General features: G+C 57.5%; 14 protein-coding genes. 9 read left to right on the forward strand and 5 right to left on the reverse strand.

Annotated features, from left to right (window positions below; translation table 11 throughout):
* Positions 1-2: 2 nt before the first annotated feature.
* A complete protein-coding gene (gene lon, locus HS103_13750) occupies positions 3-2,501 on the reverse strand; it encodes an endopeptidase La (GenBank protein MBE7513865.1) in 2,499 nt (832 codons plus the stop codon).
* A gap of 19 nt (positions 2,502-2,520) precedes the next feature.
* Positions 2,521-3,936: a bifunctional folylpolyglutamate synthase/dihydrofolate synthase gene (locus tag HS103_13755; GenBank protein ID MBE7513866.1), complete on the reverse strand. Its 1,416-nt coding sequence runs from the start codon at positions 3,934-3,936 to the stop codon at positions 2,521-2,523.
* A gap of 235 nt (positions 3,937-4,171) precedes the next feature.
* Here HS103_13755 and HS103_13760 point away from each other — a divergent pair, with 235 nt between their 5' ends.
* Positions 4,172-4,543, forward strand: a complete 372-nt coding sequence (locus tag HS103_13760) for a response regulator (protein ID MBE7513867.1) — start codon at positions 4,172-4,174, stop codon at positions 4,541-4,543.
* 74 nt (positions 4,544-4,617) lie between these two features.
* On the opposite strand, the gene HS103_13765 is transcribed toward HS103_13760, so the two are convergent.
* Positions 4,618-5,466, reverse strand: coding sequence for an SH3 domain-containing protein (locus HS103_13765; GenBank protein MBE7513868.1), 849 nt, complete (start codon positions 5,464-5,466; stop codon positions 4,618-4,620).
* 112 nt (positions 5,467-5,578) lie between these two features.
* On the opposite strand from HS103_13765, the gene HS103_13770 reads away from it, so the two are divergent.
* Complete coding sequence (locus HS103_13770) at positions 5,579-6,925, forward strand: DHH family phosphoesterase (GenBank protein MBE7513869.1); 1,347 nt, start codon at positions 5,579-5,581, stop codon at positions 6,923-6,925.
* 362 nt (positions 6,926-7,287) lie between these two features.
* Here HS103_13770 and HS103_13775 read toward each other — a convergent pair whose 3' ends face one another.
* Together HS103_13775 and HS103_13780 are read right to left on the reverse strand one after the other, a co-directional pair.
* Positions 7,288-7,713, reverse strand: a complete 426-nt coding sequence (locus HS103_13775) for a hypothetical protein (GenBank protein ID MBE7513870.1) — start codon at positions 7,711-7,713, stop codon at positions 7,288-7,290.
* 29 nt (positions 7,714-7,742) lie between these two features.
* On the reverse strand, positions 7,743-8,606 hold the full coding sequence (locus tag HS103_13780) for a ParB N-terminal domain-containing protein (GenBank protein ID MBE7513871.1): 864 nt from the start codon (positions 8,604-8,606) through the stop codon (positions 7,743-7,745).
* A gap of 247 nt (positions 8,607-8,853) precedes the next feature.
* On the opposite strand from HS103_13780, the gene HS103_13785 reads away from it, so the two are divergent.
* The 7 genes from HS103_13785 (at position 8,854) to HS103_13815 (ending at position 16,085) form a co-directional block, all read left to right on the forward strand.
* Complete coding sequence (locus HS103_13785; GenBank protein ID MBE7513872.1) at positions 8,854-9,852, forward strand: ABC transporter ATP-binding protein; 999 nt, start codon at positions 8,854-8,856, stop codon at positions 9,850-9,852.
* Between the two features lie 31 nt (positions 9,853-9,883).
* Positions 9,884-10,870, forward strand: a complete 987-nt coding sequence (locus tag HS103_13790; GenBank protein MBE7513873.1) for a dipeptide ABC transporter ATP-binding protein — start codon at positions 9,884-9,886, stop codon at positions 10,868-10,870.
* 118 nt (positions 10,871-10,988) lie between these two features.
* Positions 10,989-12,014, forward strand: a complete 1,026-nt coding sequence (locus tag HS103_13795) for an ABC transporter permease (protein ID MBE7513874.1) — start codon at positions 10,989-10,991, stop codon at positions 12,012-12,014.
* 6 nt (positions 12,015-12,020) lie between these two features.
* On the forward strand, positions 12,021-12,671 hold the full coding sequence (locus HS103_13800; GenBank protein ID MBE7513875.1) for a hypothetical protein: 651 nt from the start codon (positions 12,021-12,023) through the stop codon (positions 12,669-12,671).
* Positions 12,672-12,675: 4 nt separating this feature from the next.
* The gene (locus HS103_13805; protein ID MBE7513876.1) at positions 12,676-13,956 is read left to right on the forward strand and encodes an ABC transporter permease; all 1,281 of its coding nucleotides are present in this window, start codon (positions 12,676-12,678) and stop codon (positions 13,954-13,956) included.
* Positions 13,957-14,143: 187 nt separating this feature from the next.
* Positions 14,144-14,914: a methyltransferase domain-containing protein gene (locus tag HS103_13810; protein MBE7513877.1), complete on the forward strand. Its 771-nt coding sequence runs from the start codon at positions 14,144-14,146 to the stop codon at positions 14,912-14,914.
* A complete protein-coding gene (locus HS103_13815; GenBank protein ID MBE7513878.1) occupies positions 14,895-16,085 on the forward strand; it encodes a S8 family serine peptidase in 1,191 nt (396 codons plus the stop codon). The genes HS103_13810 and HS103_13815 overlap by 20 nt, the downstream gene beginning before the upstream one ends.
* Positions 16,086-16,137: the final 52 nt, after the last annotated feature.

The raw sequence follows: 16,137 nt of genomic DNA on the forward strand, positions 1-16,137 counted from the left end.
GGCTACCCTTCTGCCGTCGCCGGAGGGGTGGCGGGCGGGCGCTTGCGCGGCGTGCGTTTTGTGGCGGGCGTCTTTTTCTCGCCATTTGTCGGTGGTTTCTTTGCCGCACGCGGCTTGCGGGCGGGCTTTTCCAGCGGCGCCGGGTCGGGCGTCACATAGAGGGCATAGCGCAAGACCTCATCCATCGTCGTCACGGGGAAGATGGTCATTTCCGCCAAGACCTTTTTCGGGATGTGAACAAGGTCTTTCTGATTCCGTTCGGGGATGATCATCCGCCGAATGCCGGCGCGGTGGGCGGCAAGAAGTTTTTCTTTGATCCCGCCGACGGGCAAGACACGCCCACGCAGGGTGATTTCCCCTGTCAGGGTGAGGTTGCTGTGCGCCTTGCGACGGGTGAAGGCGGAGATAAGCGCCGTCGCAATCGTGATACCCGCCGAGGGTCCGTCTTTGTGGACGGCAGCTTCCGGCAGGTGAACGTGAATATCGGTCTTATCGAAGCGAACTTCCTTGATACCGAGGTCTTTGGCGCGGCTGCGCATGTAGCTCATCGAGGCTTGGATCGATTCCTGCATGACATCCCCAAGCTGTCCGGTGAGGGTGAGCGTCCCCTTGCCGTTCATGAGCGTGACCTCAATTGGCATGATGTCGCCGCCGCCTTCTGTCCACGCCACACCGGTGACGACGCCAACCTGATCGTGATCTTCCGCTTTGCTGCCCAAGAATTCGGCGGGTCCCAAATAGCGGCTGAGCGTCTCTGCGGTGATTTTTTTGGGAATACGCTTGCCTTCTGCCAGGCGCCGCGCCAATTTGCGACAGATGGTTGCCACCTGCCGATCCAGGTTGCGGACGCCCGCCTCGTAGGTGTATTCGCGGATCATCCCCCGAATCGCTGCTTCTTCAAAGTGAACATCCCCTTCGGGCAGCCCGTGCTGCTCCATCTGGCGTAGGAGGATGAAACGGCGGGCAATCTCTAGCTTTTCTTCTTCGGTATAGCCGCTGAACTCAATGACTTCCATCCGGTCTAGCAGCGCGGGGGGGATGGGATCAAGCGAGTTCGCCGTTGTCACGAACATGACCTTCGAGAGGTCGTAAGGGACTTCGAGGTAGTGATCGGAAAAGGCGTAGTTCTGCTCTGGGTCAAGAACTTCCAATAACGCCGAGGCGGGGTCACCGCGAAAATCTTGCCCAAGTTTATCGATCTCATCGAGCATGAACACGGGATTGATCGTCCCAGCGCGGCGGATGGTTTGCAAAACACGCCCCGGCAGCGCCCCGATATAGGTGCGGCGGTGTCCGCGAATCTCCGCTTCATCGCGGACGCCCCCCAAACTGACGCGGACGAATTCCCGCCCTAGCGCTTTGGCAATGCTGCGCCCTAAGGAGGTTTTCCCCGTTCCGGGGGGTCCGACAAAACAGAGGATGGGACTTTTCATCTTTTCAGGGGCAAGTTTGCGCACGGCAATATGTTCGAGAATACGCTCTTTTGCCTTCGGCAGCCCAAAGTGATCTTCTTCAAGGACTTTCGCCGCGTAGGTTATATCGAGCTTGTCCTCCGTCGCCTTTGTCCAGGGGAGTTCCACCAGCCAATCGACATAAGTGCGGATAATGCCAACCTCTGGCGCCATGGGGGGCATCATGGCAAGGCGATCCAATTCTTTCGTCGCCTTCGTTTGAATATCCGGCGGCATCCCGACGGTTTCGATCTTGCGACGCAGTTCGTCCACATCCTGCTGGAAAGGGTCGCCCTCGCCCAATTCGTTTTGGATCACGCGCATTTGTTCACGGAGGTACGCCTCGCGTTGGTTGCGATCCGCCTCCATCTGAACTTGGGCGTTGATCTCCTCCTCAATTTCGAGGACGTTCAATTCTCGCCCTAAAACTTCACTCACCCGCGCCAATCGATCACGGGAATCAAAGAGTTCGAGGAATTCTTGGCGTTCGTCCAGGCTCAAGTTGAGGGTGCTGATGATCAAATCTGCCAGCCAGCCCGGTTCGCTGATGTTCATGGCGTAGATCAGCGCCTCCTCTGGGAGGTTGCGGTTGATCTGGATGCATTTCTCGAACATCGTTGTCACTGCCCGCATTAGCCCATCGACAGCAGGCGAACGGGGGACGCGCCCTTGGATGGGGCGTGCCTTCACCATCAGAAAGCGCTCGCCTTTGGTGATTTCAACAACCTTTACCCGCCGCCGCCCCTGCGCCAAGACGCTGATCGAGTTATCGGGCATCTTCATCAGCCGTCCAAGGGCAATCTCTGTCCCTACGGAGTAGAGATCATCGGGGGTTGGGTCGTTTTGGTCGGGGTCAAGCTGCCCTACACCAATGACGGTTTTCCCCTGTTTCTGCGCCTCTTTGATCGCCTCTAAGGTGCGTTCGCGCCCAATGAACAGCGGGGTGACCATATTCGGGTAGAGAACCAGCCCACGTAAGGGGACGAGAATTGCCTCAATGAAGCCGTCTTTATCGGGCTTGGCATTGCGAATATTGTGAAAATCATTCATTTCGGGTCGCTGCATGGCGCTACCTTACCTTGTTATCGTCGTGCGTGATTCGTGCTGTGTTTTGCCGTGTTTTGACAATGGGTTCATCAAGATAGGACGCACGAGCAGGTGTCAACTTTAGGACAGTGCGTGCCTCCCCAACGACGGAAAGGGATCCGGTGACGCAGACTAAATCGTCGGGGCGAGTGGCGAGGGACTCGGCATATGCCAACGCTTCCGCCGCCGCCGAACGGGATTCAATTGTCCCCGTAAAGCCGCTTTCGCGGGCAAACGCCACCAAATCGGCGGTAGCGAAAGCACGGGGCGTGATCGCCTCCATCACAATGAGATGATCTGTAATCGGGAGTAAATGGGCAAACATGCCGCGCACATCTTTATCTTTAAGCGCCCCAAAGATCAGCATCCGCCGTTTAGCGTTGGGAAAATTCGTCAGCAAGGCATGACGCAGGCGGTCTGCCGAGGCGCTGTTATGGGCAACATCAAGGACAAGCCAGGGGGTGCGGCGCACCACCTCTAAACGCCCCGCCCAGTTCACAAGGGCTAAGCCGCGCTGAACCGCCTCTGGTGAAGGGGACAGAGCGCCCAATTGAGAGAGTGTCGCCAGCGCCACCGCGCCGTTTAACGCCTGATGTGCGCCCAAGAGCGGCGTCCAATAGGGTGTTGGTGGGCTGCCGGGGCGGTTGGCGGTGAAGGCTTGCCCATACTCATCGCTGCCCGTTGGAGAAAAAAGAAGATCATCGCCAACGACGGTGAGCGGCGCGTTTCGTTCAGCGGCAATACGGCGGATCACCGCCAGGGCTTCTTCCGGCTGGGGTGCGCTGACGACAGGGACGCCGGCTTTGATGATACCCGCCTTCTCAAAGGCGATCTCGGCAAGGGTGTTTCCCAACAGATGCATGTGATCGTAACTGAGGCTGGTGATTGTGCTGACGAGCGGCGCACGGACGATATTCGTGGCGTCTAAACGCCCGCCCAAACCCACCTCAATAACTGCCACATCGACCTTTGCCTCGGCAAAATAAAGGAAAGCTATGGCGGTGATCACTTCAAACCACGTCAACCCTGGGATCGATTCAATCACCGGGCGCAGCCGTGTGACGAGATCGGCAAGGGTGGCGGGGGGAATCAATGCGCCATTGATCTGAAAGCGCTCCCGAAAATCTTGCAGATGGGGGGAGGAATACAACCCCACCCGCACCCCAGACATTGCCAATGCGCTGGCAGACATGGCGCTGACCGACCCCTTACCCTTTGTGCCAGTGAGGTGCAGAATAGGGAAGGTTTCTTGCGGGTTGCCAAAGGCGCTTAACAAGGCACGGGGGCGATCCAAGCTCACGACATCCGGCGCATAACGATCTGGGCGCTGGAGTTCGTAATTGATCAACCCATAGAGGTAGTCAAGGGCGTCGTCATAGGTAAGCGTCATGAGCGTCATTGGGGCGTCCTTACCGCGCCCGTGAAGTTTAGGTATCTTAACCGCACATAGAGGCGGACACAAGTAAGAACACTGTTAGCGAACGCCGTGTGTTCTTCCACTTGTTAAGAAACCTCTATACTCCTGAAATATGTTTGGGAGATTCAAACCGAACGATTTAGGGTATCTTGAAGGTAGAATTAGGGTACAATTCTGGTAGCACAGCAGCAACGCGAACAGCTAGGGGCAATATGCTATGACGCAACGACGTGTTCTTGTGGTCGATGATGACCCCGCAATCCGCCTTGTGACGAAACGTATGTTGAAAAACATGCAATGTGAAGCTTATGAGGCAAAAGATGGTGTAGAGGGCGAACGCCTTGCCAATGAACTTTTACCTGATTTGGTTCTCTTAGACATTATGATGCCCCTTCAGGATGGCTACGAAACCTGTGCGCGGCTGCGAAGAGGTGGGTATATGGGGCGTATTGTCCTCTTTAGCGCCCTCATGCGTGATAACGAACGCAATCGGGCAAAGGTTGCTGGCGCTACAGGCTACATTCAAAAACCAGTGACCCGCGAAGAATTAGAGCAGTATCTTGAGGGTTTCACCGAACCCCAAGTGTAGCGCTAGGGTGTAACAAAAAAATTTCCTTCTAAGCCCCGCGCTTTAGCACGGGGGCGGGGGGGAATCAGATCGCCCTAATTAGGTTCTTCCACCACCAAGAGTGGAATCGAGGCGGCGATCTCATCGGGGATCATCGTATAAGCCCGCGCCACCCACACGTATTCCCCCTCATATAGGACAAACAGCCAGGCGCCCGTTGCCTCTCGCGCCAAGACACGCAGCACCGTTCCAGAAGGAATCTGCCCCAAATAGGTTTCTTGGCTAATCACGGGTTGGGAACGGTAATTGAGCAGGACGTAGTTTTGTGTCCGCAGTTTGAAATCCGGCGGCAGCACCAGCATTGGCTGTCCCCCCAGTGAGCGCAAGTAGGTGAAGGACGTTGCCGGAAGGGTGGGCAGCGGCGTCACATTGGCTTTCGGGGGAAGCGGTGTCTCCTGTGGGGGAAAGACCACCCCAGACGTATTCTTTGAAGGTGGGGGGACGGGAATCCCGCAGAGTTCTCCCGAAAAGGTATAGGCATAGCCATCCCCGTAGAGTTGGAGCAGAGCCGATGGCAGCGCCGAGAGGGAACGCCCATTCAGCGCATTCACGGTGATCGGCGTCCCTAGCCCCTGGGCTTTTGCCAATGCATCGACAATTTGCGCTTGGGAGGCGGTGAACAGGTATTGCCCAACACTGGCGTAAATGCCCCACACCTCTACCGACCCGCCCGCCCGACAGTAGCCCGCGATGGTTGCCAGCGCGTCCGCCGGATTCACCCGTCCATCAATTTCTAGAAAATGGGTGCAAATCTCGTTTCCCAACTCGTCACGGCAGCGATCCCGCGTGGGGGATTGTGCCTGTGTGGGGTATCTGCCCCCGCCGAGGGCGAATGTCCCAATCAGAAGGGCAGCGAGGAGTCCGGCTAAGACAAGTCGTTTCATCCGTGTGGCAATCCTATCCTTTTTCGTCCATCTCAGATTAGAATCATAGCCTAAGCCAATCAGGATGTGTAGGGCGATTGCTCAATCATAGGGAGAAAGTAGGAAACTCATTGTGGATAAACCGCTGAGCAGCGAGCCGATTTTGGTCATTGGACACCGCAACCCAGACACCGACGCCATTGCCTCGGCGGTAGGTTATGCGTGGGTGTTGAACGGGGGCGAAGGCGGGCGTTACAGCCCCGGACGAACGGGCGAGGTCAACCCGCAAACGGCGTATGTCTTGAAACGCTTCGGGGTAGAGCCGCCGCCCCTTGTGGGGGATGTGTGGGGGCGGGTGGGGGCAATCATTGAGCGAATTCCCCCGCTTGACGAGGGGGCAACCCTGCTGACCGCCATTCAGACGATTGCCAAGACGCGGCGTTCTGTCCCGATTCATAACGCGGCGGGCATCCCCGTCGGCATTGTCTCTGGGGCGGGGCTGTTTGGCAGCCTTGCCGAAGCGCTTAGCTCTACCTCGGTGATCGCCCTCGCCAACACACTAGGCAGTCCGGCGGAGCAGACCGTTGACCCCGGCGGTGTCATGCTGAAGGCGAATGAACGCATCCGCGATGTGATTGCCCAAGCAATGCGTGCCGATCAGGATGAATTCATCATCACCGATGAGGAAGGGCGCTATGCTGGCATGTGCCGCAAATCGGCGCTGCTTGCCCCGCCGCGCCGGAAGGTGGTCATGGTCGATCATAACGAACTTGGGCAGGCGGTCCCGGGTTTAGAGGACGCCGAGATCGTGGAGGTGTTGGATCACCACCGTTTGGACACGATGCCGACGGCGATGCCCATCCGTTTCCTGATCGAACCCGTCGGCTGCTGCGCAACCCTTGTTGCTGAGCGGGGGTTGGAGCGCGGGCTGACCTTTCCCGCCCCGATTGCCGGCTTGCTGTTATGTGCGATTCTCTCCGATACACTCGTTTTTCGTTCGCCCACAACCACCGAGCGGGATCGCGCCGCCGCTGGAAAACTGGCGGCAATGGCGGGCTTGAGCGGCGAGACAGCGATCTACGACTTGGGCGAGGCGATGTTGGCGGCGGGCGCTGGCATGGGCGGACGGGTGGCGGCGGAGATGATCAACGCTGATCTAAAATTTTACGAGGTGGGCGGGGGCAGGGTGGGCATTGCCCAGGTGGAGACGGCAAACCTCAGCGAGATTGCCGATCACCTTGCCGCGCTGCGCAGCGCCCTAGAGGATTTGAGCCAAACGCGAGAACTGGCGATGAGTATGCTCATGGTGACCGATGTCGTGCGCGGCAACAGCCGTTTGATCGTCGCCGCCCCGTCGCGGCTGATCGCCTCGCTGCCTTACGTCCGCTTGGACGATGGGACGTTGGACGCGCCCGGATTGGTGTCTCGGAAGAAGCAACTTCTGCCGGTGGTGTTGGGGGCGCTTTCGCAGGTAGTCTAGCCTTTCCCCCACTAGCCCGCCGCTAAAGCAGCGGGCTAGTGCTGACCGCCCCGTTGGGGCTTAGGATAAATAACTCACCTTACGCAGTTGGGTTTGTTCACCCCGTATTCGTCGAAAGGGGCAGTTTGAGGGCCAAAAGTGCAGATTCCTCCCGCGTGGCGGGAGAGGGGGTTAGGGGGTGAGGGTCTGTGCCTAAGGTGAGTAAATAACAGTGGTCTGTTTTTCCAAGCCCCGAAAGGGCGGCTAGTCCTAGCGCGTGGGCTTTCGCCCCGCCCCATTCCCGGCATCCTGTAGGGGCGCACGGTATCCGCCATTTGCCCGCCTGTGGGGAATGGCGGATAGGGGTTCTTCCTAATCGACGGCTAGGGCGTACCGTCCTCGTCCTCTGGTGGTTCGACGTCTTGCCTTGCGCTTGATTGTGGTCTGAGCGCCGCCAAAACCTCCGGCGAGATGGTGAACGCTGTGCTAAGGCGGTGCTGCGGGGCAAGGCGATCCTCGTAGTAAAGCGCCGCCTCCGCCTTGTAGTCCCCAAAGGGGGAACTGACCCCCCGAATGTGAACGGTGAATTCCATCGCCTTATGCATCGTCTCAATGATGCTCATCTCCGCGATACGATCCTCCCCCCGCCATACCTCAAGCTCAAGACTGGGGCGCTCTTGAAAGGGCGTCACGTTGAGGGTGATCTTCACCCGCCACCCATCAGGGTAGGGCGTCGCCGTGAGGGATTCAATGCGAATCGCACTGCGGGCTTGGGGGACATCGTGCTGATCAAAAAACGAAATGTTCATCGTGCTTTCTTTGCCTAATGACAGCGAGATTACTCATCAAACAGGTACGTCGGTTCGGCGTAGTAGCGGATGCGTTTGGCGGCGGTGCGCTCTTGAACCCACAGTTGAAGGGCAGCATTTTTCGCCTCTAACGTCTCGCCATCGTCACGCAGTGCGCTGAGCGGGTAGTGCAGACGCATTGCCCGTCCATAGATGATATGGCGGCTGATTCCGGGTGGAAGGTGAACGCCATCCCGCGCCGCCACGACGATTTCTGGTGGTTCGTAGCGGGGAAAGACAATGATCGCCACTGCATCGGGGTACAGCTTTCGCGCTGTGCTAAGCTGATCGGTATTGATGCGGTTGAGAACCCCGCGTGTTTTATAGGCATCGACAATCTCGTTGAGAACCCGCGTCCGGTCTGCGAGGGTCACTGCCTCTGCTGCCAGTGTATAGGCGCGGTTATCGGCAAGGACGGTATACGCCAAGACCTCTCGCCGCGCCAGTGCCGCCCGCGCCGTGAGCAAATCCATCCCGTTCAGCGTTAGGGCGGGGACTTCACGCAGCCGCCGCAGAAACTCGAACCACGACATGCCGCTGACGATGTGATGCCACGTCTCTAATTTGACAAACCCCGATTCGTAATCGACCACTTGGACGAGGATATAGGGGTAACCAAGTGTTTTGAGGCAGTGGTGGCGGTTTGCCCCATCCAAAATGACGTAGCGTTCATCGTCCATGGGGGCGACGATGGGCGGGTTGAGCCAGACGCCGCTTGCCTCAATCCGTTTGATCAACGGCGCGGAGCGCTGATCGTCGTGGATTTCGTGGGGGACAAGCGACCCGATGGGGACAATGCGCAAATCGGGCAGCACCTCGCGGGGGGTAGGGTCGTGCGGGGCTGGATTGACCATAAAAAATCTTCTTTCCTATCAAAAATGTGCCGAAAACGCCTCTAAATGTACCTCATTCAGGGGTAGGATGCAGAGAATTCGCCAATCACCGTAAACAGTTACTGTTCACCGCCCTTTTCGGGAAACCCCTTGCGGGGTATGGCGGGGCGCATTAAAATCCGCCAACCATCCGAAATGGTAATTCCTGCATGTTTCTAAAAGTATTCATACTTAGTCGCTACATGCAATCCAGCAAGGAGTAGTTACATTGGCTGTTTTGATGGAGGTCAAAGACCTCACGACGCGGTTTCATACCCAAGAGGGGGAAGTCTACGCCGTTAATGGGATTAGTTACACCCTAAACGAAGGCGAAACCCTCGGCATTGTAGGAGAGAGCGGCAGCGGCAAAAGCGTTCAATCCCTCTCCATCCTCGGTCTGATCCCAAGCCCACCGGGAAAAATTGAAGCGGGGACAGTTCTCTTTCGTGGGCGCGATCTGCTAAAACTTTCCAAAGAGGAAATGCGCAAGGTACGCGGCGCAGAGATCGCCATGATCTTCCAAGACCCAATGACCTCGCTCAACCCCGTTCTGACGGTGGGTAAACAGATTACCGAGGCGCTTCAACTGCACCTCGGTATGAACATCAAACAGGCGCGTGACCGTGCCGCCGAACTCTTGGCGATGGTCGGTATTCCGCTTGCCGCCAAACGCCTTGACGATTACCCCCATCAATTTTCCGGCGGGATGCGCCAACGGGCGATGATCGCTATGGCGCTTTCGTGCAACCCCCAACTGCTCATTGCCGACGAACCGACAACGGCGTTGGATGTGACCATTCAGGCGCAGATCACCGACCTTGTGAAGCGCCTGCGCGATAAATTGGGGATGGCGATGATTTGGATCACCCATGACCTCGGCGTGATCGCGGGCTTGGCAGATACCATTCAGGTTATGTATGGGGGGACGATTGTCGAACGCGGACCCGTCACCGAAATTTTCAAAGACACCCGTCATCCCTATACACTTGGGCTGCGGGGGTCGATCCCGCGCATTGACAAACGCGGTGAGCGGCTGACGCCCATTGAAGGCTCGCCGCCGGATATGCGCAAGAAGCCTGTGGGCTGCCCCTTTGCCCCGCGCTGTGTGTTCAAAGTTGATAAATGCGAAACCGAGACGCCCCTCCTTTTGCCTGTTGAAGGCGGGAAAGCCAACCATTTCGCCGCGTGCCACGTTGATATTCGACAGGGAGTTCCGAGCCGTGCTTAACCCAACACCTACCACCACCACACGCCCCCCGATTGAGGAAGGGACGAAGCCGCTGCTGCGCGTCCGGGGATTGAAGAAACACTTTCCGATTACAGCAGGGTTCATCATCCAGCGCGAGGTCGGCGCGATCAAAGCCGTTGATGGGCTGGATTTTGATGTCTACAAAGGTGAAACGCTTGGCTTGGTGGGCGAGAGCGGCTGCGGAAAATCAACCACCGGACGCACCATCCTTCAGCTTTACCGCCCAACAGCGGGCAGCGTCCAATTTGATGGGGTTGAACTTGCCACGATGAAGGGCGAGACACTGCGCAAAATGCGCCGCAACATGCAGATGATTTTCCAAGACCCTTATGCCAGCCTGAATCCGCGTATGTCTGTTGGACGGATCATCTCTGAGCCGCTCTTTGTTCACAACATCGGGACGCCGAAGGAACGCATGGATCGCGTTCAATTCCTGATGGAAAAAGTGGGCTTGAACCCCTATTACGTCAATCGCTATCCGCATGAGTTTTCCGGTGGGCAGCGCCAGCGTATTGGGATTGCCCGCGCCCTTGCCCTCAGTCCTTCGCTGATTGTCGCTGACGAGCCGATTTCCGCCCTCGATGTCTCGATTCAGGCGCAGGTTGTCAATCTTTTGCAAGACCTTCAAAAAGAATTCAACCTCACTTACGTCTTTATTGCCCATGATCTGAGTATGGTGCGCCACATCTGTAACCGTGTGGCGGTGATGTATCTAGGCAAGATTGTCGAGATAGGACCCTCCGACGAGGTGTACTCCAACCCGCGCCATCCCTATACACAGGCGCTGCTCTCCGCCGTCCCCGTTCCCGATCCCGAATCGGAGGCAGACCGGCTGCGGATCATCTTGCGTGGGGATGTGCCAAGTCCAGCGAATCCGCCCGTTGGCTGCAACTTCAACACGCGCTGCCCCGTCGCCATCGAATCGTGCTTCCGCGATGAGCCGGAACTGCGTGAGGTTGCGCCTGGGCATTGGGTCGCTTGCCATTTGGCATCCTAAGCCACTATCCTTAATCACAAGGGGGCAATCCGCACCCTAACCAATGCATCGGATGCGGATCACCCCCCACCTGCTGGCTGGTTCGACTCGCGTGTTCGTCTAATGGAAAGGCAGCCCTATGGCGGTGGCATCCTCGGCAAAACCCGTCTCACTTCGTCAGGAAGAAGTCAAGACCCGAACCCCCCTCGGTGACGCATGGCAGCAGTTCAAGCGCCATAAACTCGCCGTGCTGTCGCTCATCTTCATTGTCCTTTTGCTCACGGTCTCCATTGGCGCAGATTTTCTGAAATCAGTGGGCTTTGTGGACGACCCCATCTTTCAGCACAAGGGGAAGGGGATGTCCTACGCCGACCCCATGACCTGCACCCAAGACATTCGCCGTCTAAACCCCCAGTGGTGTTTCGTCGCCGGAACGGATAGTTTGGGACGGGATGTTTTTAGCCGTGTGGTGTATGGCTCGCGGGTGTCGCTGGCGGTGGGGCTGGTTGGGGCGGCAACAAGCATGTTCCTCGGCGTCATGTATGGCTTGATTGCCGGCTATTACGGCGGGCAGATTGATAACCTGATGATGCGCTTTGTCGATTTTATGTACGCTTTTCCCGACCTTGCCTTCATCATCTTGATCCAAACCTTTGTCAAATCGGTTGCCGCCGAACCGGATAAAGCATCGCCTATTTTTCGGGGGTTAATCGCCCTTGACCGTTCGATGGGCGGGCTGTTCTTCCTGTTCATCGTCATTGGGATGCTCAGTTGGATCGGGGTGGCGCGGCTGGCACGGGGGCAGACGCTCTCCGCCAAAAACCGCGAATATGTGGAGGCTGCCCGTGCGATGGGCGCCAAAAACCGCCGTATTATCATTTTTCACGTGCTGCCCAACATTATGGGACCCCTTGTGGTGGTTGCCTGCACAGCCATTCCCGGCTTTATCTTCACCGAGGCGGCGCTGAGCTATTTAGGAATTGGGATCAACCCGCCAACCCCCAGTTGGGGGGCGATGATCCAAGACGCCCAAACGCGGGGCTTTGGCTCTGCGCCCCATTTGATCCTTGCGCCTGGGTTGGTCTTTGTAGCAACTGTTTTGGCGTTCAATTTCCTCGGTGATGGTCTGCGTGATGCTCTTGATCCAAGTCTGCGGGGAAGCTAACCAACGATGCTCTTGAAACCGCTGTTTCTAAAACCAACGAAATACCAAGCCACCCTTGCGCTCTCCTTTGCCCTGACAATGCTGCTGAGCGCGATTCTTGCCTGTACTGCCAACGACAGGCTGTTTATCACCCTCACAGACACGCCCATCCCCTCGCTAACGCCCACCCCGCTTGCCCTCGATACGAAGTTCAAGATTGGCGATACCGCCGTTCTGATCAACATTTCGGAAATGGTTGCCGTCTCCCTGCCGCCCCAAGCGGGTCCGTTCCGTCCAGGGATTCCCGGCGCCAGTACGTGTTTCCCCAATACGAATGTGAAAGTGTTGGATATTTCAAAGAACCCTAGCGACCCCTCCGATCCCCTGATTTACTACAAGGTACAGTGTCAGGGGGAGGGGTGGGCAGCCGAAGTGAACCTTGCCAAATACAAGCGCGGCGATAAACCCTCGGTGTCGGCAAGCGAGGGAGCGCCACTCTACAGCGTCCCCGATGCCAGCACCGCCCCGCTAGGCGATTGTAAAGAAAACACCACGGTGACCGTCTTGAAATCGACCCGCAACCAGTTTGACGACGACGACCCTCTCGTTTATGTTGAGGTCGCCTGCGGGGTTCAGCAAGGCTACCTTCTGGAAAGTACCTTGAAGGCAGGGAGTTAGCGCCATGATCGACTCGATCTTGCGTGGGCTGCTTTCCACGCTCAAATTGTTCACCGGCGTAGGGATGATCAAGTTTGTCTTGCGCCGAATTTTGGTCGCCCTTCCCGTCCTCTTTGGGATTATTCTGATCAACTATGGGTTGATGCGTGCCGTCCCCGGCGGACCGTTCGATAACACGGGATCAAAAAGCCGTTCGGCGCGGGATATCGCCCTGCTGAACGCCCGTTTTGGGCTGGATATGCCCTTTCTGCTGAATTTGCCGAGCGATGGGAAAAGCCCTGACGATGGCAAGACGTTAGTTGTCCGCTCCGATGCGCTGCCCGATTGCGAGATGCTGCGGCGCGGCGTTTCCCCTGCCGATCAAGTGGTGCAGCCGATTGAGGATGTCTACGAGGGCTGGCAGCTTGTGCGCGGCGTCACCGAACGGAAGGAATCTACCGAGCAGTTCGAGGGCAAGGCAACGCGCTGCTTAGAAAGCCGTAACGTCCTTTACTCTGATCTGTTCCGCAGCCAGTTTTTTCAATATCTGAACAACGTCATGCGTGGAGATTTTGGTCCCTCGATGGCGGCGAACAAGCAGTTCCGCTCTGTGACGGAAATCATTGGCGATCTGATGCCCACCTCCTTCCGCTTGGGGATGTATTCCGTCCTCATCGGCTTCCTCATTGGCGTCCCTCTTGGCGTGCTGACCGCCGTCTACCGCAACACCTCGGTGGATTACACCATCACCTTTTTGGTCGTCGTCGTCGGGGCAATTCCAACGCTCATCTTAGGACCCGCCCTGATCATCATCTTCGTGAACAAGTTAGGTATCCTGCCGGGGGTGAACCCCACCGTTTGGCGAAATCCGAATCTCTTTGACCCAGAGTTTCTCAGCCGGGCAATTCTGCCGATCATGGTCTTGGGGACGGGGCTGGCAACCGGCTTAGCGCGGCTGACCCGCGCCAGTTTGCTGCAAGTGATGCGCGATGATTATATCCGCACAGCGCGGGCAAAGGGCTTGAAAGAGCGCGTCGTCATCTACCTTCACGCCCTGAAGAACGCTTTGATTCCCGTCGTCACCATTTTGGGTCCGCTGGTTGCTGGGGCGGTCACGGGTTCGCTCATCGTGGAGCGGATTTTCGCCGTACCCGGCTTGGGCAGCACCTTTGTCGATTCCATTGCGGCGCGGGACTACACCCTTTTGGTGGGAGTCACTATCTTCTACTCGGTGCTGCTCATTTTGGGGAACATCATGGTCGATGTCATGTACACATGGCTTGACCCGCGCATCCGCTTTGAGTAGGCTGTGTGTGCAATCCGTCCCCAATGATAAAGGTCAGACGGGCGCCCAAGGAGCGTCCCTACGGGGTGCGTGGCAAGGGGGTGGGCATCTCACCAAGCCCCAAAGGGGTGATCCATTTAGCCCGCTGCTTTAGCGGCGGACGCAGACTCGTACTTACAAGGCTACAGGCAAGAGCTAACGAATGAGCATGATGGGCGAGATAACACCGAATGGCAATCCCCGTATCCCGATTGAGGAATACGGCGAGCATTACTTCCAAAGCCATAACTACGCAGATCGCCCCTTGGGGCGCTTTAGCATGTATTGGTTCGCCCGCCGCTACTATGCCGCCCTAGTGCGCCGCTATGCGCCGAAGGGGGGCGGGCAATTGCTGGAGATGGGCTGTGGGTTGGGTCACCTGATCGGCTTGCTTCAGGATGACTTCGACTGCGTGGGGATAGACCTTGCCGAATACGCCGTCCACGAGACGCGCAAAAACGCCCCCCGCGCCCGCGCTATGGTGCAAAGCGCCGATGATCTCTCGATCTTCAAAGATGGCGAATTCGCCGTTGTCGTCGCCTTACACCTTGTCGAACACCTGCCCGATCCCCAGCAGACGCTCCACGAGGTCTACCGCATCCTCAAGCCGGGGGGCTTGCTGCTCTATGCCACGCCGAACCCAATTTACCCGCTGCGCCGTCTGAAAGACCCCTTCACTGATGCAATCGGCAAAGACCCCACCCATATCAATGTGCAAGCGCCAGCCGAATGGCGCACATGGACAAAGGACGCGGGCTTCCGTATTTTGCGGCACTTTGGCGATGGTTTGTGGGATGTCCCCTACGTAAAAGGGATTCCAACAAAACTCCAATTCGCCCTCTTTGGTCTGCCGGCGCTGCTTCAGGTGCTTACCCAGACAACGCTTACCCCTCGTTCGCTTGGCGTGAACCAAATTGTGATTGCCCGACGACACGGCTAAGACGAGAAGTGAGATCATCATTACCCTGCCCATGTTTCAGCCTAATTACCCACACACCGACAGCACCTTTACCCTGCACCCCGTTGTGGAAAGGATCAACGCCCCGCCGGAATTCACCGGACGAGGCGTGGTCATGGCGTTCATCGATTCTGGCTTTTCCCCTCACCCAGAAATTTTGGATCGCGTCCTTGCCCATGTAGACGCCACAACGGAGCGGATCATCGAGCGCACACGCTATTTCCATGACCGCGATTTCTCGTGGCACGGGCAAATGACGAGCGTGATCGCGGCGGGCGATGGGCGCACCTCGCAAGGGCGGCTCTATCGGGGTATTGCCCCCGACACAAAATTAATCCTGATCAAAGTGAGCAACTTGCAAGGGCGGATCAAAGAGCCGGACATTTTGCGGGGGATGCGTTGGCTGCTGCGACATCATGCCCGCTTTGGGGTGCGGGTGGTAAATGTCTCGGTAGGCGGCGACGATCCGAATGATGATCCCGATTATGCCCTTCACCGTGCCGTCCACGATCTGCATAAGGCAGGGATGGTCGTCACGATTGCGGCGGGGAACGCGAACGCCCACAGTTTAGTGCCGCCCGCCAGCGCCCCCGAAGCGATCACCGTCGGCGGTTACGACGACCACAACCAATTGGATCGGACGCAGTGGACGCTCTACCACCATAACTATGGGACGGCATACGACAAGACCGCCAAACCGGAAGTTTCCGCGCTGGCGGCGTGGGTTGCCTCGCCCATCCTACCCGGTTCCAGCATGGCGCGGGAGGCGCGTTGGCTGGCAATGATGCTGCGGGCGCGGGACAAGGCGACCATCGATCAGATGCTCCTCTCTGGCTATGGCGATCTCAGCCTTTCGCGGGGGCAAGCCTTCAAGCCCGATGAAAAGACCTACGCTCTGCTCCAAGCACGGATCAACGCGCACAAAATCATCGATTCCACCCATCAGCATGTGGATGGCACGTCTGTTTCGGCGGCGGTGGTAGCGGGCGTGGCGGCGCTCATGATTGAGGCAAATCCTCGTCTGACACCAACGGCAATCAAAGAGATTCTGATGGCGACGGCAGCGCCGCTCCCCAACATACCTGTTCAGCGCCAAAACGCCGGCGTGATTGATGCGGCTGCCGCCGTGCGTGCGGCAAAGAGGGACGCTTAGAGCGTCCGTACCATGATGATCCCCGCCCTAATGGGCGGGGCTGAGATCAGGG

It is taken from the genome of Anaerolineales bacterium (assembly GCA_015075625.1).
Taxonomy (GTDB): domain Bacteria; phylum Chloroflexota; class Anaerolineae; order Aggregatilineales; family UBA2796; genus UBA2796.